We start from the raw sequence: 25,264 nt of genomic DNA, 5'->3' as shown, positions 1-25,264 counted from the left end.
ATCCGTTCGGATCTTCGCGATTTTCGCGCGTGTTCTGCGCGCCTAAGCCTGCGGGCGTCAACACGGACCCGCCGTGCAGCGACAGCCCCGGGAGACTTCCATGCCGTTCGTCCGCATCACCCTGGCCGGCCCACCTCCACGCGACGAGGCCGTGGCCGCGCTCCAAGCCGGCGTCACGACCCTGATGGCCGAGGTTCTGGGCAAGCGCGCCGACCTCACGGCGGTCGTGGTGGAGGGCACGGCGCCGGGCGCCTGGAGCGTCGGGGCCGTGCCCGTGGCCGTCGCGGCCCATCTCGTGGCCACGATCACGGCCGGCAGCAACGGCCCGGCGCCGATCGCGGATTTCATCGCGGCGGCGCATCGGCTGCTCGCCGGGACTCTCGGGGCGGGCCTGCCCCTCGCCACCTACGTGGTGGTCGACGCGGTGCCGGCGGAAGCCTGGGGCTATGGCGGGCTCACCCAGGCGCAGCGCGCCCGGGACCGGGGCTGACGGGATGCGTCAGCGCTTTGTGGCGGCCTCGTAGTATTTCGGCTCGAACAGGCCCTCGAGGGGCACGTCCTTGTCGAGGGTGCCGATCGAGACCTGGTAGGCCTGCATCGCCTTGGTCGCGGCGATGATCTGGCGCGGGTCGGCGGTGAACTTCGCGGCCGGCGAGGTCAGCGCCTTGGTGATGGTAGCGATGTCGGTGATGCCCTTGCCGAGCGCCGCTTCCACCGGCTTGGCCGCGCGGGCCGGATCGCGCGTCAGGAGTTCGGTGGCGCGCATCACGGCCTTCACCAGGCCCTCCACCGCGGCCGGGTTCTTGTCGGCGAAGGCGCCGAACACGCCCACCACCGTGCCCGGCTGGTCCGGGAACATCTCGCCGCCGGTGGCGATCAGCTTGATGGCGGGGTTGCGCATCTGCACGATGGTCAGCGCCGGCTCGCGGATCGAGGCGCCGTCGACGGCCCCGGCCAGCATGGCCTGCTGGGTCGCGTCGATGCCCATCGGCACCACCTCGGCATTGGCCTTGTCGGCCTTCGCCACCTGCCAGAGCCAGTGCTGCAGGGTGGTGTTGGGCACCGAGCCCGGCGGCTGCGTGGCGAGGCGGGCGGGTTTGCCCTCCTTGGCCCGGAACTGCGCGAAGGCCTCGGCCTTGTCGGCGCCATTCGCGAAGTAGGGGGCGAGCTTCGGGCCGGCCACGAACACCATCTCCTCGATGGCGGTGGCGGCCACCACCCGCACGTCGATGCCCTTGGTGCGGGCGACGGCCAGCGGCGCCACGCCGGCGACGTAGACGTCGATGGTGCCGGAGGCCAGGGCCTGGATCATGTTCGGGCCGGATTCGAAGGTGGTGAAGGTGGGGGCGAGGCCCGCCTCCTTGAGCCAGCCCTCGCCGTTGGCCACGAAGACCGGCGCCGCGCCGATCACCGGGATGACGCCGATGCGGACCGGCACGGGCGTGGCGGTCTGCGCCGCCGCCGGGCCGGCGGCGAGCAGGCCCGCTCCGGCGGCGAGGGACGCGGCAAAAGTCGCGGCGAGGGTCACGGTACGGCGGGTGGGGCGCATCGGGGGGTTCCGGTCGGGGACGGGCCGAACCCGGGCGCGCACGCGGCGGGACGGCGTGCGGCGGCGTGGGGCCGGCAAGGAGGATGCCGCGCAGTGGCATGCACGGGGCCGCAGCGCAAGAATCCGCTCCGGTCTCGACGTTCCAGCCCGGATGTTTAGCGTTTTCATCTCCGTGGAATACCCGGGAGAGAAGATGAATCTCCCACCATCGAAGGGAAGCGGGCTGCCCGGCAAGGTCGGCAGCCCCTGGGATTCGCCCGCGTCGCCCGGTGATCTGTGCCGTTACGGGAACGCGTCCGGACTCACCCCGTTGTCACCCCGTCGCGGCACCGGCCGCCGACGTGAGATTGAGGGAACACCTGTTATGAGCCTCCTCGGCAGCATCGTCAGCAAGATCCTCCATCCCTTCGGCGGCGGAGATGCCCAGGCCAAGCCGTCGGAAGCGAACGCGCAGCCCTCCGCCGGCGGCTCGGATGCCCCCGCCTCGACCCCGACCAGCACCGGCGCCCCGGCCGGCGGCCCCGTCGACGTCGAGCAGGTGCTCAACGGCATGGCGGCGAAGAATTCGCAGAGCCTGAACTGGCGCACCTCGATCGTCGACCTGATGAAGCTCCTCGACCTCGATTCGAGCCTCACCGCCCGCAAGCAGCTCGCCGACGAGCTGCACTACACCGGCGACAAGGAAGACTCGGCCACGATGAACGTCTGGCTGCACAAGCAGGTCATCAAGAAGCTGGAAGAGAACGGCGGCAAGGTGCCGGCCGACCTCAAGGATTGATTGGTTATCCGACGTTCGGCGCGGCCTGAAATGGGGGCCGCGCCCCAGGGGGCAGGGGACAGCGTTCCCTGCCCCTTTTTTGTGTCACCGCGTGCCGTGACGGGACGGATGGCTGCGTGATGGACGCGGCTTGATAAAGACGGTGTGGCTCGGTCGGAGGTTCGATCTGCGATCCGCGGCAGACCGGACGGAGCCTGCGCCCAGTGGCGCGCCGGCATTCTGGAGCGCCGCAGGTGAGTCCGGAGCTGAAGGCGCGCGCCAGCGGCGTGCAAGCCAGAGCCGCCGACAGTGCAAGACCTTGCAAAACCAGTGTTTCTGGATCCCGGACTCCGCTGCGCGGCCCCGGGATGACGCGGTGCTACGCGTGGGTTTCCGATGAGCCGATCAGCCTCTGCAATCGCCCTGACTTGCGGCCGCGCGGCGCGATGATCCGGTCTCTGAGCGGGCGCAGCGCGAGCGTGACGATGAGACTGGGCCTCACCCCTCCAGCCGCTGCCCCAGGCGCCCGGCGAGATCCTGGATGAACTGGAACGCGGTGCGGCCCGAGCGCGAGCCGCGGGTGGTGGCCCATTCGAGGGCCTCGGCCCGCACCCGGTCGGGCTCGGCCTTGAGGCCGTGGCGCGCCACGTAGGCGCGGATCATCGCCAGGTACTCGTCCTGGCTGCACTTGTGGAAGCCGAGCCAGAGGCCGAAGCGGTCGGACAGCGAGACCTTCTCCTCCACCGCCTCGCCGGGGTTGATCGCCGTGGAGCGCTCGTTCTCCACCATGTCCCGGGCCAGCAGGTGGCGCCGGTTCGAAGTGGCGTAGAACAGCACGTTCTCGGGGCGTCCCTCGATACCGCCGTCCAGCGCCGTCTTCAGGGACTTGTACGAGGTGTCGTCGCCGTCGAAGGAGAGGTCGTCGCAGAAGACGATCCAGCGATGGGCGTCGGCCCGGAGCGTCGCCATCAGGTCGGGCAGCGCCTCGATGTCCTCGCGGTGGATCTCGACGAGCTTCAGGGGCAGGGCGCCGTCGGCGCGGGCCGCGTTGATGGCCGCATGCGCCGCCTTGACCAGCGACGACTTGCCCATGCCGCGCGCCCCCCACAGCAGCGCGTTGTTGGCCGGCAGGCCGGCGGCGAACAGCCTCGTGTTCTCCACCAGGGTGTCGCGGGCCCGGTCGATGCCGGTCAGGAGTCCGATCGCCACCCGGTTGACCCGCGGCACCGGGATCAGCCGGCGCTCGGGCCCCCACAGGAAGGCATCCGCCGCCGTCAGGTCGACGGGGGCAGGGGGAACGGGGGCGGCGCGCTCCAGAGCGGCGGCGATCCGCTCGAGGACGGGCAGGACCGCGGCGAGGGTCGCGGCATCGGCGGGAGGCGTGGCGGCGGGAGGTGTGGCGGTCATGGGGGGCTCCTCGAACGGGCTGGAAGCGGGCGGAGATCGCGGAAGATCCGGTCCTTTACGGCGCCGGGCCATCGGCATGAACCCGATAAATCGCGCGGCGGACGGCCCCTTTCGGGGGCTCGACCCATTCGCCTCACCCGGGCGGCGTTGCTTTCACTTAGTCCCTGGCTATAGTCCGCGCGCTTTTTGACAAGCCCGGACGCCCCCTCGACGAGGGTCTGGCGGACCCGGCCCTATCCTTGAGGAGTCACCCGCTTGATCACCCCCGCCTTCGCGCAAGGGGCCGTTTCGGCCGCTGGCGGAGCGGACATCGCCTTGCAGGTGGTGCCGTTCGTCCTCATCTTCGTCATCATGTACTTCCTGATCCTCCGCCCGCAGCAGCGCCGCGTGAAGGAGCATCAGAACATGGTTAAGAACGTGCGCCGCGACGACACCGTTGTGACCACCGGCGGCATCGTCGGCCGCGTCACCAAGGTCGCCGACGAGGCCTCGGAGATCGAGGTCGAGATCGCCCCCAACGTCCGCGTCAAGGTCGTGCGCGCGATGATCTCCGAAGTCCGCGTCAAGGGCGCGCCGGTCAAGGCCGCCTGACGGCTCAAGACCCGCGATGCGCGCCGCCCTCGGCCCGCATCGCCACTGAACCCACGGACACAGGACGGTACCGGCGGATGCTGCGCTTCTCGAGAACCAAGATCGTCACGACGCTGGCCGTCATCCTGATCGGCCTCAGCCTCGCCGTGCCGAGCTTCTTCTCGCCCGAGCAGCGCAAGGGCTTCATGGCCTCGCTGCCGGGCTGGTTCCCGAGCTGGATCGTGCCCCAGCGCGCCATCGTGCTGGGCCTCGACCTCCAGGGCGGCTCGCAGCTGCTGCTGGAGGTCGACCAGAACGAACTCGTCGCCTCGCAGGCCAAGGCCCTGCGCGACGATGTCCGCCGCATCCTCCAGCAGGAGAGCGTGCGGGCCGAGGGCGGCATCCAGCTCCTGCCGCGCGGCGTCCAGGTTCGCGTCACCGACGCGGCCGCCCGCGCCAAGCTGCTGCCCAAGCTGCGCGAACTCGCCCAGCCGATCGCCAACCCCCTCGTGGGCCAGGGCGCCGGGCGCACCCTCGACATCGCCGAGCAGCCCGATGGCCTGATCCGCATGACCCTCACCGAGGCCGGCATCACCGAGCGCACCCGCCGCGCCGTGAGCCAGGGCATCGAGGTCATCCGCCGCCGCCTCGATTCCACCGGCACCACCGAGCCGTCGATCCAGCAGCAGGGGGCCGACCGCATCCTGATCCAGGTGCCGGGCGAGCAGAACCCGGAGCGCCTGGAGAAGCTCCTCGGCTCCACCGCCAAGCTCGAATTCCGCATGCTGGCCGATTCGCCCTCGGGTGACGTCGATCTGCTGCCATCCCGCGACGAGAAGGGGGCCCGGGTCCCGGTCGAGCGCCGGATCATGGCCGATGGCGGCGACCTCATCGACGCGCAGCCGGCCTTCGACCATCAGACCCAGGAGCCGATGGTCAGCTTCAAGTTCAACCTGAAAGGCGCCCAGCGCTTCGGCCAGGCGACCTCCGAGAATGTCGGCCGCCGCATGGCGATCGTGCTCGACAACGAGGTGGTCTCGGCCCCCCGCATCAACACGCCGATCACCGGCGGCTCCGGCCAGATCACCGGAAACTTCACGGTGCAGCAGGCCAACGACCTGTCGGTGCTGCTGCGGGCCGGCGCCCTGCCGGCCAAGTTCACCGTGGTCGAGCGCCGCGTGGTCGGCCCCGGCCTCGGCCGCGACTCGATCCAGGCCGGCAAGCTGGCGACCCTGGTGGCGGGCGCCCTCGTGGTCGTCTTCATGTTCGCCACCTACGGGGTGTTCGGCTTCTTCGCCAACATCGCCCTCATCGTCCATGTGGGCCTCATCCTCGGCCTGATGTCGGTGCTGGAGGCGACCATGACCCTGCCGGGCATCGCCGGCATCGTGCTCACCATCGGCACGGCGGTGGATTCCAACGTGCTGATCTACGAGCGCGTGCGCGAGGAGGTGCGGGCCGGGCGCTCCATCGTGTCGGCGCTCCAGGCCGGCTTCGACAAGGCCTTCGCCACCATCATCGATTCGAACTCGACCATGGCGATCGCCGCCCTGATCCTGTTCTTCCTCGGCTCCGGCCCGGTGAAGGGCTTCGCCGTGGTGTTCATCCTCGGCATCCTCACCACGGTCATCACCGCCGTGACCCTGACCCGCATGATGATCGCCCTGTGGTACAACATGGCCCGGCCCAAAGCCCTTCCGTTCTAGAGGTTCTTTCGTTCTAGACGCCCTGCCGTTCCAAAGGCTCTGCCGTTCTAAAAGTCTGGCCGTTCTGAACTTCGCTGTCCGTCCGTTCACTGCTTGCAAAGGGAGGTCGATCCGGTTTTCGCGTGATCCGCACGGTCGTCACGTCACCGCGTCATCCTGGAGCCGCGAAGCGGAGTCCGGGATCCAGACGCACCGACGCGGCAGGACCGGCGCCATCCGTGGTTCTGGATTCCGGGTTCGCCTTCGGCGCCCCGGAATGACGCCGAGCCCGGGGCAGCGTGTGCGATCATCGGGCCTCCGTTCGACCTCATCGCCGAAAGACCGATCATGCGCCTGCTCCGCCTCTGGCCCGACGAGTCGCACGTCGACTTCATGCGCTTCCGGCGCTTCACCTTCCCGCTCTCGGCCTTCATGTCGGTGGCGACGGTGGTGCTGTTCCTGACGGTGGGGCTGAATTTCGGCATCGACTTCAAGGGCGGCACCCTGGTGGAGCTGCAGGCGAAGTCGAAGACGGCCGATGTCGGCACCGTCCGCCATACGGCGAACGGCTTCGGCTTCGGCGAGACCGAGGTGCAGGAACTCGGCGGCGAGGGCACGGTGCTGGTGCGCTTCCCGCTCCAGCCGGGCGAGCAGGGCCAGACCGCCGTGATGCAGAAGGCGCATGCCGCCTTCGACGCCGATTACGAGTTCCGCCGCACCGAGACCGTGGGGCCGCGCGTCTCGGGCGAGCTCGTGCAGTCCGGCACCATCGGCGTCGTGCTCTCGGTGCTGGCCGTGCTGTTCTACCTCTGGTTCCGTTTCGAGCGGGAGCTGGCTCTGGGCGCCATCGTGGGCACGCTGCACGACATCGTGCTGACGCTCGGCGTCTTCGTCATCACCCGCATCGAGTTCAACATGACCTCGATCGCCGCGATCCTCACCATCGTGGGCTACTCGCTCAACGAGACCGTGGTGGTGTTCGACCGGACCCGCGAGCTGATGCGGCGCTACAAGACCATTCCGACGGTGGAACTCCTCAACCTCTCGATCAACTCCACCATGTCCCGCACGGTGATGACCGCGACCTCGGCCTTCCTGTCGCTGCTGGCCCTGGTGCTGTTCGGCGGCGAGGCGATCAAGGGCTTCGCCATCGTGATGCTGGCGGGCGTGGTGATCTGCACCTACTCGGCGATCTTCGTCTCGACGCCGGTGCTGATCTATCTCGGCCTGATGCTCTCGGGCGTGAAGGCGCAGGCCCGTCCGACCGGCGGGAACGGCCCCACCGGCGGGCGCCTGCCCCAGGCGGCGGAGTAGGGAGCGGCCATGGCGTCCTCCGGCAGCCTGCACGACGGCTTCGTTCCCGGGCGCCACCTGATCGACGCCTACGGCAATGGCGGCTTCCGCTTCGCCGAGATGTCGCATCGCGGCTCGATCCTGGTCACGCCCTCGGGCATTCGGGCCTGGGACGTGACCGAGCCCCGCGGCATCGACCGCAATGCCCTGCGGCCGATTCTCGCCGAGGCGGGAGCGGTGGACCTGCTCCTCGTCGGAACCGGGCTCGACATCGCGCCTTTCCCTGATGCGCTCCGGCGCTGGCTCAAGGAGGGTGGCATCGGACTCGACGTGATGCAGACCGGCGCGGCGGCGCGCACCTACAACATCCTCATGGCGGAGAACCGCAAGGTCGCCGCCGCCCTGATCGCGGTCGCGTGAGGGGGGCCGGGACATGACCGAGTCCGACACCCGCGCCGCCACGGCGGAGGGCAACCTCGCCTTCGCGTTCCAGCATTGCGAGGCCCTGGTGCGGGAGGGCGACCCCGACCGCTACTTCGCCACCCTCTTCGCGCCGGCGAGCGCCCGGCCCCATCTCTTCGCCCTCATCGCCTTCAGCCTCACCGTCGCGCGGGTCCGCGAGGCCGCCTCCAACCCGATGGCCGGCGAGATCCGCCTGCAATGGTGGCGCGATGCCCTCCAGGGCGAGGCGCGTGGCGACGTGAAGGCCAACCCGGTCGCCGCGGCCCTCGACGATGCGATCGTGCGGCGCAAGCTCGGGCGCCAGCCCTTCGTCGATCTGATCGATGCCCGGGTCTTCGACCTCTACGAGGACCCGATGCCCCGGGTGAACGATCTCGAGGGCTATTGCGGCGAGACCGTCTCATCCCTGATCCGGCTCGGCGCCCTCGTCCTGTGCGACGGGGTCGAGCCCGGCGGGGCCGCCGCCGCCGGTCATGCCGGCGTGGCCTACGGGGTCACCGGCCTGCTGCGGGCCCTGCCGTGGCACGCCCGCTCCGGCCAGGTCTACCTGCCGGCCGACATCCTCAAGACCTACGGCGTCACCCGCGAGGACATCGTCACCGGACGCGGCGGCCCCGGGCTCCTGCGCGCCGCCGCCGACCTGCGGGCCCTGGCGCGCAGCCATCTCAAGGCCTACGAGGCGGCCCGCGCCACCATCGCGCCGGCGGCGCGTCCCGCCTTCCTGCCGGTGGCCCTGGTCGAGCCCTATCTCGCCGCCATGGAGCGGCCGGGCTACGATCCCCTCAACACCGTGATCGAGATCCCGCGCTGGCGCCGCCTGTGGGCGCTCTGGCGCGCCTCCCGGCGCGGCTGAGCCCCGGCCGGCTCCTGTCCGGCCGGCGCATGACAAAGGGCGGCCCCCGAAGGGACCGCCCCAGGATGGCTTCGAAGAAAGGTCCGCGTCAGCGGGCCTTCTTCGTCAGCTTCTCGGCGATCTCGAACATCTCCTCGGGCGCGTAGTCCGGGGTGAAGGCTGAGGGGACGCCGGTGAGCTGGTGGATCTTGCCGCCTTCGGGCATGCCCTCGACGACGCTGAGCTCGCCCGGCGGATCACCCGGGAGCGCCATCTCGCCATTGCCCCAGATGCCGGCCATCTCGGTGTAGTCGCCGGGGCTGAAGGTGTAGAGCCGGCGATGCGACCCCTCCTGCAGGTACTTCTGGCACTCGGGGATCTTGTCGAGGTTGATGTTCGGGGTCGGCAGGAACTTCTCGATCTCGACGCCGGTGATCTTCTTCAGCGCCAGGGCGTAGGCATGGGCGTGGACCGAGCCGCGCACCAGAAGGTAGCCGCACACTTCGCGGCCCGTCGGGTCCTTCAGGGTCTCGTAGACCCGCAGCTTGTGCAGGCGGGCGCCGCATTCGAGATGGAAGTTGTGCAGCAGGTCGACCACGACGTTGCCCGTGGTGGTGATGAAGTCGTTGTTCCAGGAGGCGCCGTTGCTGTTGACCGGGGTCACGCCGCCGCCGTTCGACAGGAAGGCGGCCGCGAGCCGGATATCCTTCATGTCTTCGAAGGGCGCCTTCGAGATGTCGCCGCCGTCCTTGGCGTCGCCGTCGTTGTCGGGGCCGTTGTTGAGCATCGCCACGCCGTTGCTGACGAGCTCCACGTGGCCGAGTTCTTCGGCCGTGATGGCGGCAACCAAGCTATAAAACGGGCGTAGCTTGGATTTGCTGCGGAAATTGAAACTCTGGAACATGTAATTTCCCAGAGTCGACATCTCACCATACTTGCCGCCGAGGAGTTCCTGTAGGGCCGCAGCCGCGTTGGGATCTTTCCGCTTCGGGGCGGGAAGCTCGGCCTGTAGCTTGTCGACGCGCATAAACATAGATTAAATCTCCGGTTCCGGTCGCTCGGGGTCTCGACCGGGAACGGGTCGTCGGAGGGGCATGTTCCCCTCGGGCACCACGATGATGTGCGGCTCGGTGTCCTAAATCGGGGCAACATTTGTCAGCCCCGTCGCGCCGCGCGCTGATATCCGCATGCAACACCCTCTGAATACATGATTAACCGCGTTGAGCCCGCCGAACTGCTCTGCTAGCAACGAAGCAAGGCCCGGCGGGAGATCGGGCTGCCCTGGAGGAGTACGGCGCCCGTGAACACAGTGACCACCTGGAATCAGGTCTACGATCCGTTCGGAAGTCCCTGGCTCTCGACCCTGGCGGCCTCGCTGCCGGTCATCGCCCTCCTCGGCATGATCGCGAGCGGCAAGGTGCAGGCACATATCGCCGCCGTGCTCTCCCTCGTGCTGGCCTTCTGTGTCGCCGTCTTCCTGTTCGGCATGCCGGCGGATCTGGCCACCCGCGCCTCCGCCTACGGCGTGGCGCTCGGCCTGTTCCCCATCGGCTGGATCATCCTGAACGTCATCTTCCTCTATCGCCTGACGGTGGAGAAGGGCTGGTTCGCGACCCTGCAGCAATCGGTGGCGGGCATCACCACGGACCGGCGCATCCAGCTCCTGCTGGTGGCCTTCGCCTTCGGCGCCTTCTTCGAGGGCGCGGGCGGCTTCGGCACCCCGGTGGCGGTGACGGGCGCGATCCTGATCGGCCTCGGCTTCTCGCCGCTGGCGGCGTCGGGCCTCTCGCTCATCGCCAACACGGCGCCGGTGGCCTACGGCGCCCTCGGCGCGCCCATCCAGGGCCTCGCCTCGGTGACGGGCTACGATCCCTACATCCTCGGCGCCATGATCGGCCGGCAGCTGCCGTTCTTCTCGATCATCGTGCCGTTCTGGCTGATCTGGGTGTTCGCGGGCTTCCGCGGCATGATCAAGATCTGGCCGCCGATCCTGGTCTGCGGCGGTTCGTTCGCGGCGGCCCAGTTCCTGATCTCGAACTACGTGAACCCCTGGATCGTCGACATCGGCGCCTCCCTCATCTCGATGGCCGCCCTGGTGGCCTTCCTCAAGGTCTGGCAGCCGAAGGAGATCTGGACCTCCCCGGCGCTGCGCGGCAACGACCCGTCGATCGGCTACGTCAACGGGGGCCGTCCGGTCTCCCTCGGCGCCGCCGTGCCCGGCGACCTGCCGAAGGTCGATCTGGGCGGCCGCACCGCGACCTCCCGCGAGATCATGATGGCCTGGGTTCCGTGGATCATCCTCTCGGTGATCGTGGCGATCTGGGGCACCGGCTGGTTCAAGGGCATCGTCAACCCGCTCTTCACCTGGAAGTACGAGGTCCCGGGCCTGCACAACGTCATCATGAAGGTGCCGCCGGTGGTGGCCAAGGCGCACCCGGAAGCGGCCGTCTTCTCCTTCACCTACATGTCCTACACCGGCACCGGCGTGCTCTTCGCCGCGATCATCTCCGGCCTGATCATGCGCTTCTCGCCCTGGCGCCTGGTGACGGCCTACCTCGAGACGATCTGGGTCCTGCGCTACTCGCTCATCACCATCGCGGCGATGCTGGCCCTCGGCGTGCTCACCCGCTACGCCGGCGTCGACGCCACCCTGGGTCTCGCCTTCGCGGGCACCGGCATCCTCTACCCGTTCTTCGGCACGCTGCTCGGCTGGCTCGGCGTCGCCCTGACCGGTTCGGACACGGCCTCGAACGTGCTCTTCGGCGGCCTGCAGAAGATCACCTCGGAGCAGCTCGGCCTGTCGGGCATCCTCATGGCCTCGGCGAACTCGTCGGGCGGCGTGATGGGCAAGATGATCGACGCCCAGTCGATCGTCGTCGCCTCCACCGCCACCGGCTATTTCGGCCAGGAGGGCAAGATCCTGCGCTTCGTGTTCTGGCACTCGATCGTGCTGGCCTGCCTCGTCGGCTGCCTGGTGATGCTGCAGGCCTACGTGCATCCCTTCAGCGCGATGGTGATCCACCCCTAGGCGTCACCCGCCCGACACCCTGACGACAGAGCCCGCCCCGGAAATGTCCGGGGCGGGTTTTTTTCATGCCGGTGCCCGCCCCGGAAATGTCCGGGCGGGTTTTTTCCATGCCGGTGCCTGCCCCGGAGGCGATCCGGGGCAGGTTTTTCGGTGAGGGTACCCGGCGGCGCGCGATGCCGCTTGTGTCCCGGGCCGCGCGGGCGCAAATCCGGGGCATGTTCTTCCGCAAGCTCGCCTCGCGCTACAGCCTCGCGAACCTCAAGCCCGTCGAGACGGCCCGGCTGCGGCTCGCGCCGCTGGTGCCGTCCGATGCCGAGGCAGTGCGGGCGCTGACCGACGACCCGGCCATCACCGGCGTGGTCGATTTCCTGCCGACGCCCTTCACCCTCCAGGACGCGCGCCGGCTGATCGGCCCGGCCAAGGTGACCAAGGATTGCTTCCTCGGGGCACGGCTGCGGTCGGACGGCGCCCTCGCGGCGGTGATCGGCCTGCACCTGCGCGGCGACCATGCCGCCGAGGTCGGCTACTGGGTCGGCGGCGCGGCCCGGGGGCAGGGGCTCGGCACCGAGGCGGTCACCGCCGCCGTGGGCCTGCTGCGGGAGCGCTTCCCCCATCGCTTCATCATCGCCCAGTGCCGTCCCGAAAACGCGGCCTCGGCCGGTCTCCTGCGCAAGGTCGGATTCCGCGACACCGGCGATGCGGGCGAATTGCCCGGACGCCGGATCTTCACGTTCGCGCCGGCGTGACGGGGGCGGAAACGAACGGAGCGGACGTGACCGGGGCCGGCAGATCCGACGCCCTCCGGCGATAGATGATGAGCGTGGCGAGGAGTCCGCAGGCGCCGCCGAGGGCGAGCCACAGGCCGGGCGCCGCCTTGTTGCCCGTCTCCGCGATGAGCCAGGTGGCGATCAGCGGCGTCATCCCGCCGAACAGCGCGGTCGCCAGGGAATAGGCCAGGGAGAACCCGGCCGTGCGCACCTCCGGCGGCACGATTTCGGTGAGCGCCACCACCATGGCGCCGTTGTAGCCGCCATAGAGGAAGGACAGCCACAGCAGCACCGCCAGCATGGTCTCGAAGCTCGGATGCGCCACGAGCCAGGCCAGCGCCGGGTAGGCGGTGACGAGGGTCAGCCCCGAGAACAGCAGCAGGATCGGACGCCGCCCGATCCGGTCGGAGAGCGCCCCCATCACGGGGAGCCAGAACAGGTTCGAGACCGCGACGCAGAAGGTGACGATCAGGCTGTCGGTGTCGGAGAGCCGGAGGACGTTCTTGCCGAAAGTCGGCGTGTAGACCGTGATCGCGTAGAACGCGATCGTGGTCATGGCCACCATCAGCATCCCGAGCCCGACGATCCGCCAGTTGCGGGCCAGGGTCCGCAGCACCGCGCCCACCGGCGGGTGGACCTTGCGGGCGCGGAAGGCGGAGGTCTCCTGCAGCGAGCGCCGGATGTAGAACAGGAACGGCACCAGGAGGCAGCCGATCAGGAAAGGGATGCGCCAGCCCCAGGCGCCCATCTCGGCCGGCATCAACAGGCGGTTGAGGGCGTAGCCGATGGTGGCCGCCGCCATGATCGCCACCTGCTGGCTGCCCGATTGCCAGGCGACGTAGAAGCCCTGGCGGCCGGGCGGCGCCAGTTCGGCGAGGTAGACCGAGACGCCGCCGAGTTCGACACCGGCGGAGAAGCCCTGGAGCAGGCGGCCGATCAGCACCAGGACCGGCGCCGCGAGGCCGATGCTGGCGTAATCGGGCACCAGGGCGATCAGAATGGTGCCCGCGGCCATGATCGACAGGGTGACGATCAGGCCCTTGCGGCGGCCGACCCGGTCGACATAGGCCCCGAGCAGCACGGCTCCGAGGGGCCGCATGAGGAAGCCGGCCCCGAAGGTCATGAAGGTCAGCATCAGCGCGGCGACGTCGCTCTCGCTCGGGAAGAACGCCTTGGCGATGTAGGTGGCGTAGAACCCGAAGGCGAAGAAGTCGAACATCTCCAGGAAGTTGCCGCTCGTCACCCGCAGGACGGTAGAGGCCCGGGAGCCGCCCTGGTCGTGATCCGGATGGCTCGCCATCGGAGGTCCTTGCCTGATACGCCCGGCCCTGGGCCGTTCATCCCAGGGTGGGCATGTTTTTTCGCGAGCGCTAGGGCCGGCGGGGTCACAAGGGTTTCCAAAGGTTTCAATGCGGCCGGCGTGTTCGGGACGCCGCAGCGGGACCCTACTCGGCCGCGATCCGCGCCGCGCCCTGTCCCATCCAGGCCGCCAGGTCGGCGCGGGCCCGGTCGGTCAGCGCCTTCTTCTTGGCCACCGCCTTCTCCGGCCCCTTCAGGCGCTTGCCGCCTTCGCCCTTCGGGGCGTGATCGAGGGGTGGGAACAGGCCGAAATTCACGTTCATCGGCTGGAACGAGCGCGGGGTGCCGACGTCCTCGGCCGCGATGTGGCCGCCGGTGATGTGGCCGATCAGGGCGCCGAGTGCCGTGGTGGCGGGCAGCGGTTCGAGGGTGTGGCCCTGCGCCTCGGCGACCGCGAAGCGGCCGGCCATCAGCCCGATGGCGGCGCTCTCGACATAGCCCTCGCAGCCGGTGATCTGGCCGGCGAAGCGCAAGCTCGGCCGCGCTCTCAGCCGCAGGGTCGCGTCGAGGAGGCGGGGGCTGTCGAGATAGGTGTTGCGGTGGAGGCCGCCGAGCCGCGCGAACTCGGCGTTCTCGAGGCCGGGAATCGTGCGGAACACCCGGACCTGCTCGGAATAGGTCAGCTTCGTCTGGAAGCCGACCATGTTGTAGAGCGTGCCGAGCGCGTTGTCCTGGCGCAGCTGGACGATGGCGCAGGCCTTCACGGTGGGGTCGTGCGGGTTGGTGAGGCCGACCGGCTTCATCGGGCCGTGGCGCAGGGTCTCGGAGCCGCGCTCGGCCATGACCTCGATCGGCAGGCAGCCGTCGAAGTAGGGGGTCGAGGCCTCCCACTCCTTGAACCCGATTTTTTCACCCTCGACGAGCGCCTGGATGAACCGGTCGTACTGCTCGCGGTTCATCGGGCAGTTGATGTAGTCGGCGCCGGTGCCGCCGGGCCCGACCTTGTCGTAGCGCGACTGGAACCAGGCCTTGCCCATGTCGATCGAGTCGCGGTGCACGATGGGGGCGATCGCGTCGAAGAAGGCCAGCGACTCGGCGCCGGTCAGTTCGCGGATGCCCTGCGCCAGCGACGGGGCGGTGAGGGGACCGGTGGCGATGATGGTGCGGCCCCAGGATTCGGGCGGCAGGCCCTCGACCTCCTCGCGCACGATGGTGATGCGCGGATGCGCCTCGATCGCGGCGGTGACGGCCCTGGCGAACCCCTCGCGGTCGACGGCGAGCGCCCCGCCGGCCGGGACCTGATGCGCGTCGGCCGCGCGCAGGATCAGCGAACCGAGGGTCCGCATCTCCTGGTGCAGGAGCCCGACCGCGTTGCCGTTGGCATCGTCCGAGCGGAACGAGTTCGAGCACACCAGTTCGGCGAAGTCGGAGCCGTGATGGGCCTCGGTCCCCCGCACCGGGCGCATCTCGTGGAGCACCACGTCGTGGCCGCTCTCGGCGATCTGCCAGGCGGCCTCCGATCCGGCGAGGCCGCCGCCGACGATATGGATGGGCAAGGAGTCCGCGCTGTCCGTCATCGCCACGGGATAGACCCGCCCGACCCTCGGATCAATGGAGCTGGGGGGAGGCCAAAAAGCGCTCGCGGTCGGAGGAGGTCACCGAGAGCTTGAGCGGCTTGCCGTCGCGCTGGATCGTCAGGGGCACCCGCACCCCGGCCTCGCCGAGCGCCCAGACCTGACGGAAGAAGCCCGCGAGGTCGGCCACCGGCTCGCCCGCCACCGCCACGATGACGTCGCCCGGGCGCAGGTCCGCCGCCTCGGCCGGGCCATCGTCGGCGAGCCCCATCACCACCACGGCCTCCTCGCCGTCGCTGGCGTAGAGGCCGAGCCAGGGGCGCACCGGCCGGTCGACCCGCCCGCGGGTGGTGAGGTCGTCGAGGATCGGCGGCAGCAGGTCGATCGGCACGATCATGTTGATGGTCTTCGGCCCGGCCGTGCTGCCCTGCTGCAATTGCAGCGAGCCGATGCCGAGGAGGGACCCGTCCGGCCCGATCAGCGCGGCGCCGCCCCAGTGCGGGTGCGAGGGCGCGGTGAACAGGGCCTCGTCGAGGACGTATTCCCAGTAGCCGGCGAATTCCTGGCGGGCGACGACCTCGACCGCGAGGCTGCGCGCGCGTCCGCCGACCCCGGCCATCACCGCTCGGTCGCCGATCTTGACGGGTGCGGAGCGCCCGAGCTTCAGCGGCTTGATCCTGAGGTCCCCCAGCGCCTGGACGAGGCCGAAGCCGGTCACCGCGTCGAAGCCGACCACGTGGCCGGGCACGGAGCGCCCGTCATGGGTGGTGAGCCAGACGGACTCGGCCTCCGTCACCAGGTACCCGATGGTGAGGACGAGGCCGTCCTCGCCGATGACGACGCCGTTGCCGGCTCGCTCGGTGCCGAGGGTCTCGGCGGTGAAGGCCTCCGGCGGCACCCGCGTCGAGAGCGCCACGATGGCGGTGAGCGCCTGCTCGAGGTCGTAGCCGTAATCGGCGGCCTTGGGCTGGGCGGATGCGGGAATCTTCCAGTCTCCGGGCGAGGCCATGGGAGCGTCTTTCCTGCCGTCGTGTCGTGTCGATGAGACCGGAGATAGGTCGCCGGCTCGAATTTCGACAGTCTGGAGCGACGTTGCAACCGCTCAATGCGCGGCGCGCAGCACCTTTCCGGGATTCAGCAGCCCCTGCGGGTCGAGGGCCTGCTTGATCCGGCGGGCCAGCGCCATCTCCTCCGGGCGCCGGTGGCGGACGAGTTCGTCGACCCGGTACTGCCCGATGCCGTGCTCGGCGGAGATGCTGCCCCCGAATCGCGCAACCGCGTCGTGGACGATGCGGTTGATGGCCTCCGGGCCGTGCTCGGGGCCGATGAGCACGTTGTAGTGGATGTTGCCGTCGCCCATGTGGCCGAAGATGTTCGGCCGGGTGCCGGGCGCGCCCGCACGCAGCGCCGCGCCCGCCGCCGCCAGGAAGTCCGGGATCGCCGGGATCGGCACCGAGACGTCGTGCTTGACGCTCTTGCCGGCCCGGGCCTCGGCCTCGGTGATGTGCTCGCGCAGGGCCCAGAGGCCGGCTGCCTGCGGGCCGGATTCGGCCAGCACGCCGTCGGTGGCGTCGCCCCGCTCCAGGGCCTCGCCCAGCAGCGTCTCCACCGCCTCGCGCAGGCCGGGCAGGCTCGAACCCGCTTCCATCAGCACGGTCCAGTCCGCGGCGGCGATGGGGCTCGCCAGGCCGGCATGCTCGGCCACCAGCGCCAGGGACTCGCCCGCGATCAGCTCGAAGGCCTGGATGGTGTCGCCCAGCGCGTCCTGGGCCGCGCGCAGGAGGCGCAGGGCGGCGGCCGGGTCCGGCACCGCCAGGAGCGCCGTGGCGGTGTGGCGCGGGCGCGGCACGAGGCGCAGGATCGCGGCCGTGACGATGCCCAGCGTGCCCTCGCTGCCGATGAAGAGCTGCTTCCAGTCGTAGCCCGCATTGTCCTTGCGCAGGGCGCGCAGTCCGTCGACCACGGTCCCGTCGGCCAGCACCACCTCGAGCCCGAGGACGAGGTTGCGGGTCATGCCGTAGCGCACGACGTTGATGCCGCCCGCATTGGTGGCGATGATGCCGCCCAGCATGGCCGAGCCCTCCGCCGCGAGGCTGACGGGCAGGAGCCGGCCCTGCGCCTCCGCCGCGTCCTGCGCCACCTTGAGGATGCAGCCGGCCTCCGCCTCCAGGGTGAGGCCGAGGGGATCGACCCGGCGGATCGCGCTCATGCGGGCGAGCGAGAGCACCACCTGGCCGCCGGAGGCGTCCGGGGTTGCGCCGCCCGCAAGGCCGGTATGTCCCCCCTGGGGCACCACCGCGACGCCGGCCGCGTGGCAGGCCGCCATCACGGCCGAGACCTCGGCGGTGGTGGCGGGGCGCGCCACCGCCGCCGGCCGGCCCGGGAACAGGCCCCGCCAATCGACCGCGTAGGGCGCGAGATCGTCCGCGGCGGTGAGCAGACCGCCCCGGCCGAGGCAGGAATCCAGCCGGCCGAGGAGATCGGCGGGCAGGGTGGTCGGGCTCATCAGCAGGCTCCTCGGCGGGCTCCTCGGCGGCCTCCTCCTGCGGGGGCCCGGGCCGCATCTGCGAAAACGGGTCGCCCCGGCATCCCGACGGCGGCGGCCCGGGTCAAGGGGGCGGCCTGACAATCGCCGCCGATGCTCAAGGCCGGGCCTTGACCGTCCCGGCGAACTGGCCTCTCACACGGCCCATTCGGGCGCTGGCGCCACGGGCCCGACCGCGTCGCGCGGCCCGACGGGTCCGGCGTCCCATCCGCCCGACACGGGCGCGAGATCCGAGAAGAACACGACCATGGCCGAACGACTCTCCTTCCCGAAGGACAAGATCCGCGTCCTGCTGCTCGAAGGCATCAACGACAGCGCCGCCGAGCTCTTCGCCGCCGCCGGCTACACCAACGTCGTGCGGGTGGCCAAGGCCCTGGACCGCGAGGCCCTGCACGAGGCCCTGAAGGGCACCCACATCCTCGGCATCCGCTCGCGCACGCAGCTCGACGCGGCGGCCCTGGCCCATGGCGAGCGCCTGCTGGCGGTGGGCTGCTTCTCGGTGGGCACCAACCAGGTCGATCTCGAGGCCGCGCGCCACCGCGGCATCCCGGTCTTCAACGCGCCCTACTCCAACACCCGCTCGGTGGCCGAGCTCGTCATCGGCGAGATCGTGATGCTGCTGCGCCGGATCGTGCCGCGCTCGGTGGGCGCCCATGCGGGCGCGTGGGACAAGTCGGCCACGGGCTCGCAGGAGGTGCGCGGCAAGACGCTGGGCATCGTCGGCTACGGCAATATCGGCTCGCAGCTCTCGACCCTGGCCGAGGCGATGGGCATGCGGGTGGTGTTCTACGACCAGACCGACAAGCTGCGCCACGGCAACACCGAGCCCACCGACAGCCTGGAGACCCTGCTGGCCCAGAGCGACGTGGTCTCCCTCCACGTGCCGGAGACGCCCGAGACCCACAACATGATCGGCGAGGCCGAGATCCGGGCGATGAAGCCCGGCGCCTTCCTGATCAACAACGCCCGCGGCACCGTGGTGGATCTCGACGCCCTGGCCGGTGCCCTGCGCGACGGCCACCTGCGGGGGGCCGCCGTCGACGTGTTCCCGGTGGAGCCGGGCTCCAACCAGGAGCGCTTCGTCAGCCCGCTCCAGGGCCTGCCCAACGTGATCCTGACGCCGCATATCGGCGGCTCGACGGAGGAGGCGCAGGAGCGCATCGGCTCGGAAGTCGCGCGCAAGCTCGTCGATTATTCCGATATCGGCTCGACGGTGGGCACCGTGAACTTCCCGCAGGTGCAGCTGCCCGCCCGCCCCACCGGCACGCGCCTGATCCACGTCCAGCGCAACATCCCGGGCATGCTGGGGCGCCTCAACGACACCTTCGCCCGGCGCGGGGTCAACATCGCGGCGCAGTTCTACCAGACCGACGGCGAGGTCGGTTACGTGGTGGTGGAGACCGACGTGACCGATGCCGACGCAGAGAGCCTGCTGGAGGAGATCCGGGCGCTCGACGGCACGATCCGGGCGCGTCTGCTCTACGAGCGCCGCTGACGGCGAGGCCGTTTCACCCGGCCGGACCGAATATCCCCATCGATCGCGCGGTCGGCGACGGCGTCCGGTGGCGCGCGGCGCCGACCTCGATTAACTGATGCGGGCGCGATTGTGCGGATCGCACCGAATCGATCCGAGGCCGCGCCGTCGTGCAGGGGACAACCCGCGCCCGGGAAGAGGATGCCCAGCCGTTGCGTGCCAGCCCCCTGCGTGATGGTGCCGTCGCGGACGATCCCTCGCGCACCGACGTCGCCCTCGCGGACCTGATCGCCGATATCGCCCGGCGCGACGCAACCGCCCTGCGGACCCTCTATGATCGGACGGCGCCGAAACTTTTGGGGGTGATCCTGCGTATCCAGACCGATCGCGGCATGGCCGAGGACGTGCTGCAGGAGGTGTATCTGCGGGTCTGGCAGAAGGCCGCCTCCTACAGCCCGGCGGCCGGGCGACCCCTGGCCTGGCTGTGCTCCATCGCGCGCAACCGCGCCATCGACGGGGTGCGGCGGCGCCAGGAGGTCCAGGGGCCGGTCACCGAGGACGGGGAGGATTGGGTGGAGCGTCTGGTCGATCCCCACGACAGCGAGGGCACGATCCTGGGACGCGATGCCCTGCGGGCCTGTCTCGGCCGGCTCGAGGCGATGCACCGCGACTGCATCGTGCTGGCCTATTGCGAGGGCCAGTCCCGCGAGGACCTCGCCCTGCGCTACGACCGGCCCGTGAGCACCATCAAGACTTGGCTGCATCGCGGTCTCGCGACCCTGCGCGGCTGCCTGGACGGTGTCGCATGACCCCCGATCCGGACGAGCGCGACCTGCGCCTCGCCGAGTACGTGCTCGGCACCCTGCCGCCGGCCGAACGGGCCGCGGTGGACCTCGAACTCGCGGTCGACCCGACCGCCCGGGCGGCGCGGGAGGCTTGGGAGCGTCGCCTGGCGCCCCTCGCCCTCGCGGCGCCCGAGGTTCCGCCGGGGCCGGAGGTGTGGCCGGCGATCGCCCGGGCCGTGGCCGGCGATGGGCCGGGACACCGCGCCGCCGCCGCAAACGACGACCGCATCGGCGCCCTGCAGGGCGCGGTGTGGCGCTGGCGCCTCGCCGCCGGCACGGCGGCCGCCCTGGCGGCCGGGCTGGCCCTGTTCATCGCCGTGGGCGAGCCGCGCCCGGGCGATGGGGACGGGCGCTACATCGCCGTGGTCAACAGCGGCGGCGAGGCCCCCGCGCTCCTCGTCAGCATCGACACCCGGGCCGGGACCGCCCGCGTACGCCCGGTCGGCGCGCAGGCGCCCGCGGGGCACAGCCTCGAACTCTGGTATGTCGGCGCGGGAGAACCGCCGAAGACCCTCGGGCTCGTCGGATCGGACGCGAAGGGCCTGATTCTGCCGGCCAAGGCCGACGCCCTGGCGGGCGGCACCTTCGCGGTCTCGGTCGAGCCGGAGGGGGGCTCCCCCACCGGCCTCCCGACCGGGCCGGTGGTGTATTCGGGCAAGCTGATTCGCGAATAGGCCTGATTCGCGAGGCGGCGCCGGCGACCCGGAGGGACCGGTCGCCCGGCCTCACCCCAGCAGCTTGTCCAGGGTGATCGGGATGTCGCGCACCCGCACGCCGGTGGCGTGCCAGACCGCGTTGGCGATGGCGCCGGCGGTGCCGGTGATGCCGATCTCGCCGACCCCCTTGATGCCCAGCGGGTTCACGTGCGGATCGTGTTCCTCCACCAGGATCGCCTCCATCGCAGGCACGTCGGCATTCACCGGGATGTGGTACTCGGCCAGGTTCCCGTTCATCACCCGGCCCGAGCGCGGATCGAGCACCGCGTGCTCGTGCAGGGCCAGGGACACGCCCCAGATCATGCCGCCGTAATACTGGCTGCGTACGAGGTGCGGGTTGACGATGCGCCCGGCCGCGAAGGCGCCGACGAGGCGCGTCACCCGGATCTGGCCCAAGTCCGGATCGACCTTCACCTCCGCGTAGACCGCCCCGTGCGCGTGCATCGCGTAGGCTTTTCGTGAGGCGGGGTCGCCCGCGCCCGCGCCCTTGGCCTCGACCGAGGCCTTGCCGGCTCGGCCCAGGATTTCGGAGAAGGCTTCCGAGCGGGCGGGGTCGTCGTTGCGGGCGAGGCGTCCGTCGCGGGTGGTGACGCCGGCATTGCCGGCGCCGTAGAGGGGCGAGGCCGGGTCGTTGACGGCCAGGTCCGCGAGTTCGGCGATCGCCGCCTGCGCGGCGTTGTGGACCGCCGTGCCGCCGGTGGCGGTGCCGGTGGAGCCGCCCGCCAGCCCGCCGTTCGGCAGGTTCGAGTCGCCGATGCGCAGCTCGACCTGGGCGATGGGCAGTCCGAGACCGTCGGCGCCGATCTGCGCCAGCACCGTCCAGGCGCCCTGGCCCATGTCCTGGGCGGCGGTCTCGATCAGGGCCGTGCCGTCGGCCCGGATCGTGGCCCGGGCCTCGCCCTGCATCATCCCGGCCGGGTAGGTGGCGGTGCCGAGCCCCCAGCCCACCAGCAGCCCGTCGGCGTCGCGCATCTGGCGCGGCTGGCGCGGGCGGGCGGCCCAGCCGAAGCGTGCCGCGCCTTGGGCGTAGCATTCGCGCAGCGCCTTCGAGGAGAACGGCCGATGGGTGATCGGCTCGACCTCGGCGTAGTTGCGCAGGCGGATTTCCAGGGGATCGAGGTCGAGTTCGAGCGCCAGCTCGTCCAGCGCGCTCTCCACCGCGACGCTGCCCGAGGCTTCGCCGGGAGCCCGCATGAAGATTGGGGTGCCGATATCGGCCCGGGAGACCGCGTGCGTGGTCGCGATCGCGCCCGCCGCGTAGAGGTGGCGCGAGAGGATGCCGGAGGGCTCGACGAAGTCGTCGTGCCGGCTCGTCAGGGTCAGGGTGTGGTGGTCGAGGGCCGTGAGCGTCCCGTCCCGCGATGCGCCGAGCCTCAGGGTCTGGCGGGTGGCGGCGCGGTGGCCGACCGGGCCGAACATCTGCTCGCGCCGCGTCACCAGCTTGACCGGGCGTCCCACCATCTTGGCCGCCATGATCCCGAGGATCTGCGGCGCGGCGATGAAGCCCTTCGAGCCGAAGCCGCCGCCGAGATAGTGGCAGACCACGTGGATGTTCTCCGGCGGGATGCCGAACAGGTCGGCGATCCGGCCCTTGGCGATCCAGAGGGCCTGGGTCGGGGTGTGGAGGGTCAGGCGGTCGCCGTCCCATTCCGCCACGCAGGAATGGGGTTCGAGGGCGTTGTGATACTGCGCCGCCGTGTCGTAGGTGGCCGCGATCCGCGTCTCCGCCGCCGCCAGGCCGGCGGCCAGATCGCCGGACCCCTCGTCGGTGGCCGAGCCGGCCCCGATGGTGTCGGGGCTGAAGATCTCGCCGGCTCCGAGGGCGACGCTGACCGGCTCCGCCTCGTAGCGGGGCGCCAGCAGGGCGGCACCCTCGGTGGCCGCTTCCAGCGTCTCGGCGATCACCACCGCGATGGGCTGGTTGGCGTAGCGCACGCCGTCGTTCTGCAGCAGGTCGAGGCGGAAGGTGAACGGATTGTCCTTCTGGTCCGGCGACTTGGCGAGCGCCGGCGCGTTCTCCGGCGTCATCACGGCGATCACGCCGGGATGGGCCTGCGCCGCCGCGATGTCGCGATGCGTGACCCGCCCGCGCGCGATCGAACTCACCGCCATCACCGCGTGGGCCAAGCCCTCGGGCTTGAAATCCGCGCTGTAGCGGGCCGCACCCGTGACCTTGTCGGGGCCGTCGCGCCGGGTGAGCGGCTGGCCGATGGAGGCGCCGTGGCGCTGACGCTCAGGCATGGGCGGAGACTCCGGCCGAAGGGGTGGCGAAGGGACTGGCCGGGAGCGCGGGCACGCGGTCCGGGGTGCCGGCAACGGCCAGGGTGAGGGCGCGCACGACGATGCGGCGGGCAAGCTCGATCTTGTAGGCGTTGTCGCCCGAGGGTTTGGCGTCGGCCAGAGCGGCCTCGGCCGCCCTGGCGAAAATCTCGGGCGTGGGCGCCGCGCCGGCGAGCAGGTGTTCCGCCTCGCGGGCGCGCCAGGGCTTCAGGGCGACGCTGCCGAGGGCGATGCGGCCTTCCGCGATCCGGTCCCCGTCGAGGCGCAGGCCGACGGCCGCCGATACCACCGCGAAGGCATAGGAGGTGCGCTCGCGGACCTTGAGGTAGCGGCTGTGGCCGGCGAAGGTTTCGGCCTCTGCCGGCAGGGTGACGGCGACGACGAGGTCGCCGGGCTCCAGCACCGTCTCGCGCTCCGGGTGGTCGCCCGGCAGGCGGTGGAACGCGTCCAGGGGCACGCTGCGGGGACCGGCCGGCCCCTCGATCTCCACGACGGCGTCGAGGGCGGCCAGCGGCACGCAGAAATCCGACGGGTGGGTGGCGATGCAGTGCTGGCTCCAGCCGAGCACCGCGTGGGCACGGGTGACGCCGCCCTGCGCGTCGCAGCCGGTGCCGGGGTCGCGCTTGTTGCAGGCGCTGGCGGTGTCGGTGAAATACGCGCAGCGGGTCCGCTGCAGCACGTTGCCGGCGGTGGTGGCGGCGTTGCGGAGCTGGCCCGAGGCCCCCGAGAGCAGGGCTTCGGTGAGCGCCGGGTAGCGCCGGGCGATGACCGGATCGTGCGCCAGGGTGGCGTTGCGCACCAGGGCGCCGATCCGTGTCGTGCCGTCGGCGCGGCGCTCGATCCGGTCGAGGCCGGGCAGCCGGGTGATGTCCACGAGGGTGTCGGGGCGGGTGACGCCGCCCTTCATCAGGTCGACGAGGTTGGTGCCGGCGGCGAGGTAGGCGGCACCGGGCCGGCCGGCGGCCGCGACCGCCTCGGCGACGCTGGACGGGCGGAGATAGTCGAAGGCCTTCACGCCGCATCCTCCGCGATCTGGCGGCCGGGCAGGACGTCCGGCCCGGTCATCTGCGCGTGGGCCGTCAGCACGGCTTGCGTGATGCCCGCATAGGCGCCGCAGCGGCAGAGATTCCCGCTCATGCCCTCGCGCACCCGCTCGGGGTCGCCCCCGGTCTGGCCCTCCTGGATCAGGCCGACCGCGCTGAGGATCTGGCCCGGCGTGCAGAAGCCGCACTGGAAGCCGTCATGCTCCAGGAAGGCGGCCTGGACGGGATGCAGGGCCTCGTTCTGCGCCAATCCCTCGATGGTGGTGATCGCCGCGCCGTCGTGGCTGACGGCCAGCGCCAGGCAGGAATTCACCCGCACCCCGTCGATCAGGATGGTGCAGGCCCCGCACTGGCCCCGGTCGCAGCCCTTCTTGGCCCCGGTGAGGTCGAGGCGCTCGCGCAGCAGATCGAGGAGGGTGACCCGCGCATCCTCCAGGACGATGCTGCGGGCCGTGCCGTTCACGGTCAGCGTGATGGGAAAGCTCATGCCGGGCTGTCTCCGCCGTGGCCTGTCTGGAACCGATCCAGATAGAACCGCCGGGGTTCCCGACCAGGGGGTGTGGTCAGGCGGGCGTGGTCAAGGGGGCGTGGTTAAGGGGGGCGTGGTCAAGGGAGGCGCTGTCAGCGCGGGGCCGCCCCCTCGGCCGGTTTCCCCTGAGCGTCTTTGCTCTCGGTCTCCTTGCGCTTCAGGATCGCCTGCATCTGCGCGATCTCGGTGTCCTGGGCCTTGACGATGCTCTCGGCCAGCGCGCGCACTTCCGGATCCTTGGAGTATTGCAGGGCGACCCGGGCCATGGCGATGGCGCCGGCATGATGCGGAATCATGCCGGCGGCGAAGTCGCGGTCGACGTCGCCGGAATAGCGGATCTCCATGTCGCCGTGCATCCGCATGGCGGCGTCCTGGAACGCCTTGGTGGAGGGCGAGACCCCAGTCCCGGCCTTGGCCCCGGCCTTAACCGCGCCGGCCGGCTTTGCCGGGTGGGCGTGGCCCGGCGTGCCGTGGGCGTGGTCGTGCCCGTCGTCGTGATGATGATCCTCGTGGGCCGGGGCGGTGCCCGCCAGGGCGAGGAGGGCGAGGGCGGCGAGGACGGCAGTCGCGGTCTTCATGGGGTTCGTCTCCGGGGTTCAGAAGAGGGAC

Annotated in this window: 23 protein-coding genes; 12 read left to right on the top strand and 11 right to left on the bottom strand. The window is 70.8% G+C overall.

The genetic code is table 11. From position 1 onward, the window contains the following. Nucleotides 1–100 precede the first annotated feature (100 nt). Complete coding sequence (locus J7U37_RS16120) at nt 101–490, top strand: tautomerase family protein (RefSeq protein WP_247636373.1); 390 nt, start codon at nt 101–103, stop codon at nt 488–490. A 9-nt stretch (nt 491–499) separates the two neighbouring features. On the opposite strand, the gene J7U37_RS16115 is transcribed toward J7U37_RS16120, so the two are convergent. Further along, nucleotides 500–1,549, bottom strand: coding sequence for an ABC transporter substrate-binding protein (locus J7U37_RS16115; RefSeq protein WP_247636372.1), 1,050 nt, complete (start codon nt 1,547–1,549; stop codon nt 500–502). A 364-nt stretch (nt 1,550–1,913) separates the two neighbouring features. Here J7U37_RS16115 and J7U37_RS16110 point away from each other — a divergent pair, with 364 nt between their 5' ends. Beyond that, the gene (locus J7U37_RS16110) at nt 1,914–2,327 is read left to right on the top strand and encodes a DUF3597 domain-containing protein (RefSeq protein WP_055949101.1); all 414 of its coding nucleotides are present in this window, start codon (nt 1,914–1,916) and stop codon (nt 2,325–2,327) included. Between the two features lie 477 nt (nt 2,328–2,804). Here J7U37_RS16110 and J7U37_RS16105 read toward each other — a convergent pair whose 3' ends face one another. Continuing rightward, nucleotides 2,805–3,713, bottom strand: coding sequence for an ATP-binding protein (locus J7U37_RS16105; RefSeq protein ID WP_247636371.1), 909 nt, complete (start codon nt 3,711–3,713; stop codon nt 2,805–2,807). A 255-nt stretch (nt 3,714–3,968) separates the two neighbouring features. Between J7U37_RS16105 and yajC the strand changes: the two genes are divergently transcribed. The 5 genes from yajC to J7U37_RS16080 all read left to right on the top strand — a co-directional run bounded on the left by yajC (nt 3,969) and on the right by J7U37_RS16080 (nt 8,576). Beyond that, nucleotides 3,969–4,304, top strand: coding sequence for a preprotein translocase subunit YajC (gene yajC / locus J7U37_RS16100; RefSeq protein ID WP_056181245.1), 336 nt, complete (start codon nt 3,969–3,971; stop codon nt 4,302–4,304). Between the two features lie 77 nt (nt 4,305–4,381). After that, nucleotides 4,382–5,989 (top strand): protein translocase subunit SecD, encoded by a 1,608-nt coding sequence (gene secD / locus J7U37_RS16095; RefSeq protein ID WP_056181249.1) that lies wholly within the window; start codon nt 4,382–4,384, stop codon nt 5,987–5,989. A gap of 327 nt (nt 5,990–6,316) precedes the next feature. Then, nucleotides 6,317–7,282, top strand: coding sequence for a protein translocase subunit SecF (gene secF, locus J7U37_RS16090; RefSeq protein WP_056487175.1), 966 nt, complete (start codon nt 6,317–6,319; stop codon nt 7,280–7,282). 9 nt (nt 7,283–7,291) lie between these two features. After that, nucleotides 7,292–7,681 (top strand): MTH938/NDUFAF3 family protein, encoded by a 390-nt coding sequence (locus tag J7U37_RS16085; RefSeq protein ID WP_056181253.1) that lies wholly within the window; start codon nt 7,292–7,294, stop codon nt 7,679–7,681. 13 nt (nt 7,682–7,694) lie between these two features. Further along, a complete protein-coding gene (locus tag J7U37_RS16080) occupies nt 7,695–8,576 on the top strand; it encodes a phytoene/squalene synthase family protein (protein WP_056181256.1) in 882 nt (293 codons plus the stop codon). A gap of 88 nt (nt 8,577–8,664) precedes the next feature. Here J7U37_RS16080 and J7U37_RS16075 read toward each other — a convergent pair whose 3' ends face one another. Further along, entirely contained in the window at nt 8,665–9,588 is a 924-nt protein-coding gene (locus J7U37_RS16075) for a manganese catalase family protein (RefSeq protein ID WP_056181259.1), read from the bottom strand. A gap of 276 nt (nt 9,589–9,864) precedes the next feature. On the opposite strand from J7U37_RS16075, the gene J7U37_RS16070 reads away from it, so the two are divergent. Next, the gene (locus tag J7U37_RS16070) at nt 9,865–11,583 is read left to right on the top strand and encodes an L-lactate permease (protein ID WP_056181313.1); all 1,719 of its coding nucleotides are present in this window, start codon (nt 9,865–9,867) and stop codon (nt 11,581–11,583) included. Nucleotides 11,584–11,798: 215 nt separating this feature from the next. Then, on the top strand, nt 11,799–12,329 hold the full coding sequence (locus J7U37_RS16065) for a GNAT family N-acetyltransferase (protein ID WP_056181316.1): 531 nt from the start codon (nt 11,799–11,801) through the stop codon (nt 12,327–12,329). Here the strand turns inward: J7U37_RS16065 and J7U37_RS16060 are convergent. From J7U37_RS16060 to J7U37_RS16045, 4 genes are all read right to left on the bottom strand, one after another. Then, nucleotides 12,310–13,650, bottom strand: coding sequence for an MFS transporter (locus J7U37_RS16060; RefSeq protein ID WP_247636370.1), 1,341 nt, complete (start codon nt 13,648–13,650; stop codon nt 12,310–12,312). The two genes, J7U37_RS16065 and J7U37_RS16060, sit on opposite strands and share 20 nt — an antisense overlap. A gap of 145 nt (nt 13,651–13,795) precedes the next feature. Further along, complete coding sequence (gene trmFO, locus J7U37_RS16055) at nt 13,796–15,226, bottom strand: methylenetetrahydrofolate--tRNA-(uracil(54)-C(5))-methyltransferase (FADH(2)-oxidizing) TrmFO (RefSeq protein ID WP_247636369.1); 1,431 nt, start codon at nt 15,224–15,226, stop codon at nt 13,796–13,798. Between the two features lie 31 nt (nt 15,227–15,257). Then, nucleotides 15,258–16,232: a S1C family serine protease gene (locus tag J7U37_RS16050; RefSeq protein ID WP_247636368.1), complete on the bottom strand. Its 975-nt coding sequence runs from the start codon at nt 16,230–16,232 to the stop codon at nt 15,258–15,260. A 93-nt stretch (nt 16,233–16,325) separates the two neighbouring features. Next, nucleotides 16,326–17,729: an FAD-binding oxidoreductase gene (locus J7U37_RS16045; RefSeq protein WP_247636367.1), complete on the bottom strand. Its 1,404-nt coding sequence runs from the start codon at nt 17,727–17,729 to the stop codon at nt 16,326–16,328. A 286-nt stretch (nt 17,730–18,015) separates the two neighbouring features. Between J7U37_RS16045 and serA the strand changes: the two genes are divergently transcribed. From serA to J7U37_RS16030, 3 genes are all read left to right on the top strand, one after another. Further along, nucleotides 18,016–19,263, top strand: coding sequence for a phosphoglycerate dehydrogenase (gene serA / locus J7U37_RS16040; protein WP_056184929.1), 1,248 nt, complete (start codon nt 18,016–18,018; stop codon nt 19,261–19,263). A gap of 206 nt (nt 19,264–19,469) precedes the next feature. Then, nucleotides 19,470–20,051, top strand: coding sequence for a sigma-70 family RNA polymerase sigma factor (locus J7U37_RS16035; RefSeq protein WP_056487508.1), 582 nt, complete (start codon nt 19,470–19,472; stop codon nt 20,049–20,051). Beyond that, the gene (locus tag J7U37_RS16030; protein ID WP_056184926.1) at nt 20,048–20,761 is read left to right on the top strand and encodes an anti-sigma factor; all 714 of its coding nucleotides are present in this window, start codon (nt 20,048–20,050) and stop codon (nt 20,759–20,761) included. The genes J7U37_RS16035 and J7U37_RS16030 overlap by 4 nt, the downstream gene beginning before the upstream one ends. 51 nt (nt 20,762–20,812) lie before the next feature. Here J7U37_RS16030 and J7U37_RS16025 read toward each other — a convergent pair whose 3' ends face one another. The 4 genes from J7U37_RS16025 to J7U37_RS16010 all read right to left on the bottom strand — a co-directional run bounded on the left by J7U37_RS16025 (nt 20,813) and on the right by J7U37_RS16010 (nt 25,233). Further along, nucleotides 20,813–23,044 carry a xanthine dehydrogenase family protein molybdopterin-binding subunit gene (locus J7U37_RS16025; RefSeq protein ID WP_247636366.1) on the bottom strand — a complete coding sequence of 744 codons (2,232 nt, stop codon included), beginning with the start codon at nt 23,042–23,044 and terminating at the stop codon, nt 20,813–20,815. Then, complete coding sequence (locus tag J7U37_RS16020) at nt 23,037–24,098, bottom strand: xanthine dehydrogenase family protein subunit M (protein WP_247636365.1); 1,062 nt, start codon at nt 24,096–24,098, stop codon at nt 23,037–23,039. The genes J7U37_RS16025 and J7U37_RS16020 overlap by 8 nt, the downstream gene beginning before the upstream one ends. Continuing rightward, a complete protein-coding gene (locus J7U37_RS16015) occupies nt 24,095–24,613 on the bottom strand; it encodes a (2Fe-2S)-binding protein (protein WP_056184915.1) in 519 nt (172 codons plus the stop codon). Before J7U37_RS16015 ends, J7U37_RS16020 begins: the two co-directional genes overlap by 4 nt. Nucleotides 24,614–24,747: 134 nt before the next feature. After that, nucleotides 24,748–25,233, bottom strand: a complete 486-nt coding sequence (locus J7U37_RS16010; RefSeq protein WP_247636364.1) for a DUF305 domain-containing protein — start codon at nt 25,231–25,233, stop codon at nt 24,748–24,750. Nucleotides 25,234–25,264 lie beyond the last annotated feature (31 nt).

Origin of the sequence: Methylobacterium sp. 37f (assembly GCF_023093475.1) — a bacterium.
In the GTDB taxonomy this organism is placed as follows: domain Bacteria; phylum Pseudomonadota; class Alphaproteobacteria; order Rhizobiales; family Beijerinckiaceae; genus Methylobacterium.
Note: the sequence above shows the minus strand (reverse complement) of the source record. Positions and strands in the feature narration are given on the sequence as shown.

What these genes read in the sequence shown, in the direction of transcription:
- J7U37_RS16120 (WP_247636373.1), top strand. Translation starts at nt 101, where the DNA reads ATGCCGTTCGTCCGCATCACCCTGGCCGGCCCACCTCCACGCGACGAG.
- J7U37_RS16115 (WP_247636372.1), bottom strand. Translation starts at nt 1,549, where the DNA reads ATGCGCCCCACCCGCCGTACCGTGACCCTCGCCGCGACTTTTGCCGCG.
- J7U37_RS16110 (WP_055949101.1), top strand. Translation starts at nt 1,914, where the DNA reads ATGAGCCTCCTCGGCAGCATCGTCAGCAAGATCCTCCATCCCTTCGGC.
- J7U37_RS16105 (WP_247636371.1), bottom strand. Translation starts at nt 3,713, where the DNA reads ATGACCGCCACACCTCCCGCCGCCACGCCTCCCGCCGATGCCGCGACC.
- secD (WP_056181249.1), top strand. Translation starts at nt 4,382, where the DNA reads ATGCTGCGCTTCTCGAGAACCAAGATCGTCACGACGCTGGCCGTCATC.
- secF (WP_056487175.1), top strand. Translation starts at nt 6,317, where the DNA reads ATGCGCCTGCTCCGCCTCTGGCCCGACGAGTCGCACGTCGACTTCATG.
- J7U37_RS16085 (WP_056181253.1), top strand. Translation starts at nt 7,292, where the DNA reads ATGGCGTCCTCCGGCAGCCTGCACGACGGCTTCGTTCCCGGGCGCCAC.
- J7U37_RS16080 (WP_056181256.1), top strand. Translation starts at nt 7,695, where the DNA reads ATGACCGAGTCCGACACCCGCGCCGCCACGGCGGAGGGCAACCTCGCC.
- J7U37_RS16075 (WP_056181259.1), bottom strand. Translation starts at nt 9,588, where the DNA reads ATGTTTATGCGCGTCGACAAGCTACAGGCCGAGCTTCCCGCCCCGAAG.
- J7U37_RS16065 (WP_056181316.1), top strand. Translation starts at nt 11,799, where the DNA reads ATGTTCTTCCGCAAGCTCGCCTCGCGCTACAGCCTCGCGAACCTCAAG.
- J7U37_RS16060 (WP_247636370.1), bottom strand. Translation starts at nt 13,650, where the DNA reads ATGGCGAGCCATCCGGATCACGACCAGGGCGGCTCCCGGGCCTCTACC.
- trmFO (WP_247636369.1), bottom strand. Translation starts at nt 15,226, where the DNA reads ATGACGGACAGCGCGGACTCCTTGCCCATCCATATCGTCGGCGGCGGC.
- J7U37_RS16050 (WP_247636368.1), bottom strand. Translation starts at nt 16,232, where the DNA reads ATGGCCTCGCCCGGAGACTGGAAGATTCCCGCATCCGCCCAGCCCAAG.
- J7U37_RS16045 (WP_247636367.1), bottom strand. Translation starts at nt 17,729, where the DNA reads ATGAGCCCGACCACCCTGCCCGCCGATCTCCTCGGCCGGCTGGATTCC.
- serA (WP_056184929.1), top strand. Translation starts at nt 18,016, where the DNA reads ATGGCCGAACGACTCTCCTTCCCGAAGGACAAGATCCGCGTCCTGCTG.
- J7U37_RS16030 (WP_056184926.1), top strand. Translation starts at nt 20,048, where the DNA reads ATGACCCCCGATCCGGACGAGCGCGACCTGCGCCTCGCCGAGTACGTG.
- J7U37_RS16025 (WP_247636366.1), bottom strand. Translation starts at nt 23,044, where the DNA reads ATGCCTGAGCGTCAGCGCCACGGCGCCTCCATCGGCCAGCCGCTCACC.
- J7U37_RS16015 (WP_056184915.1), bottom strand. Translation starts at nt 24,613, where the DNA reads ATGAGCTTTCCCATCACGCTGACCGTGAACGGCACGGCCCGCAGCATC.
- J7U37_RS16010 (WP_247636364.1), bottom strand. Translation starts at nt 25,233, where the DNA reads ATGAAGACCGCGACTGCCGTCCTCGCCGCCCTCGCCCTCCTCGCCCTG.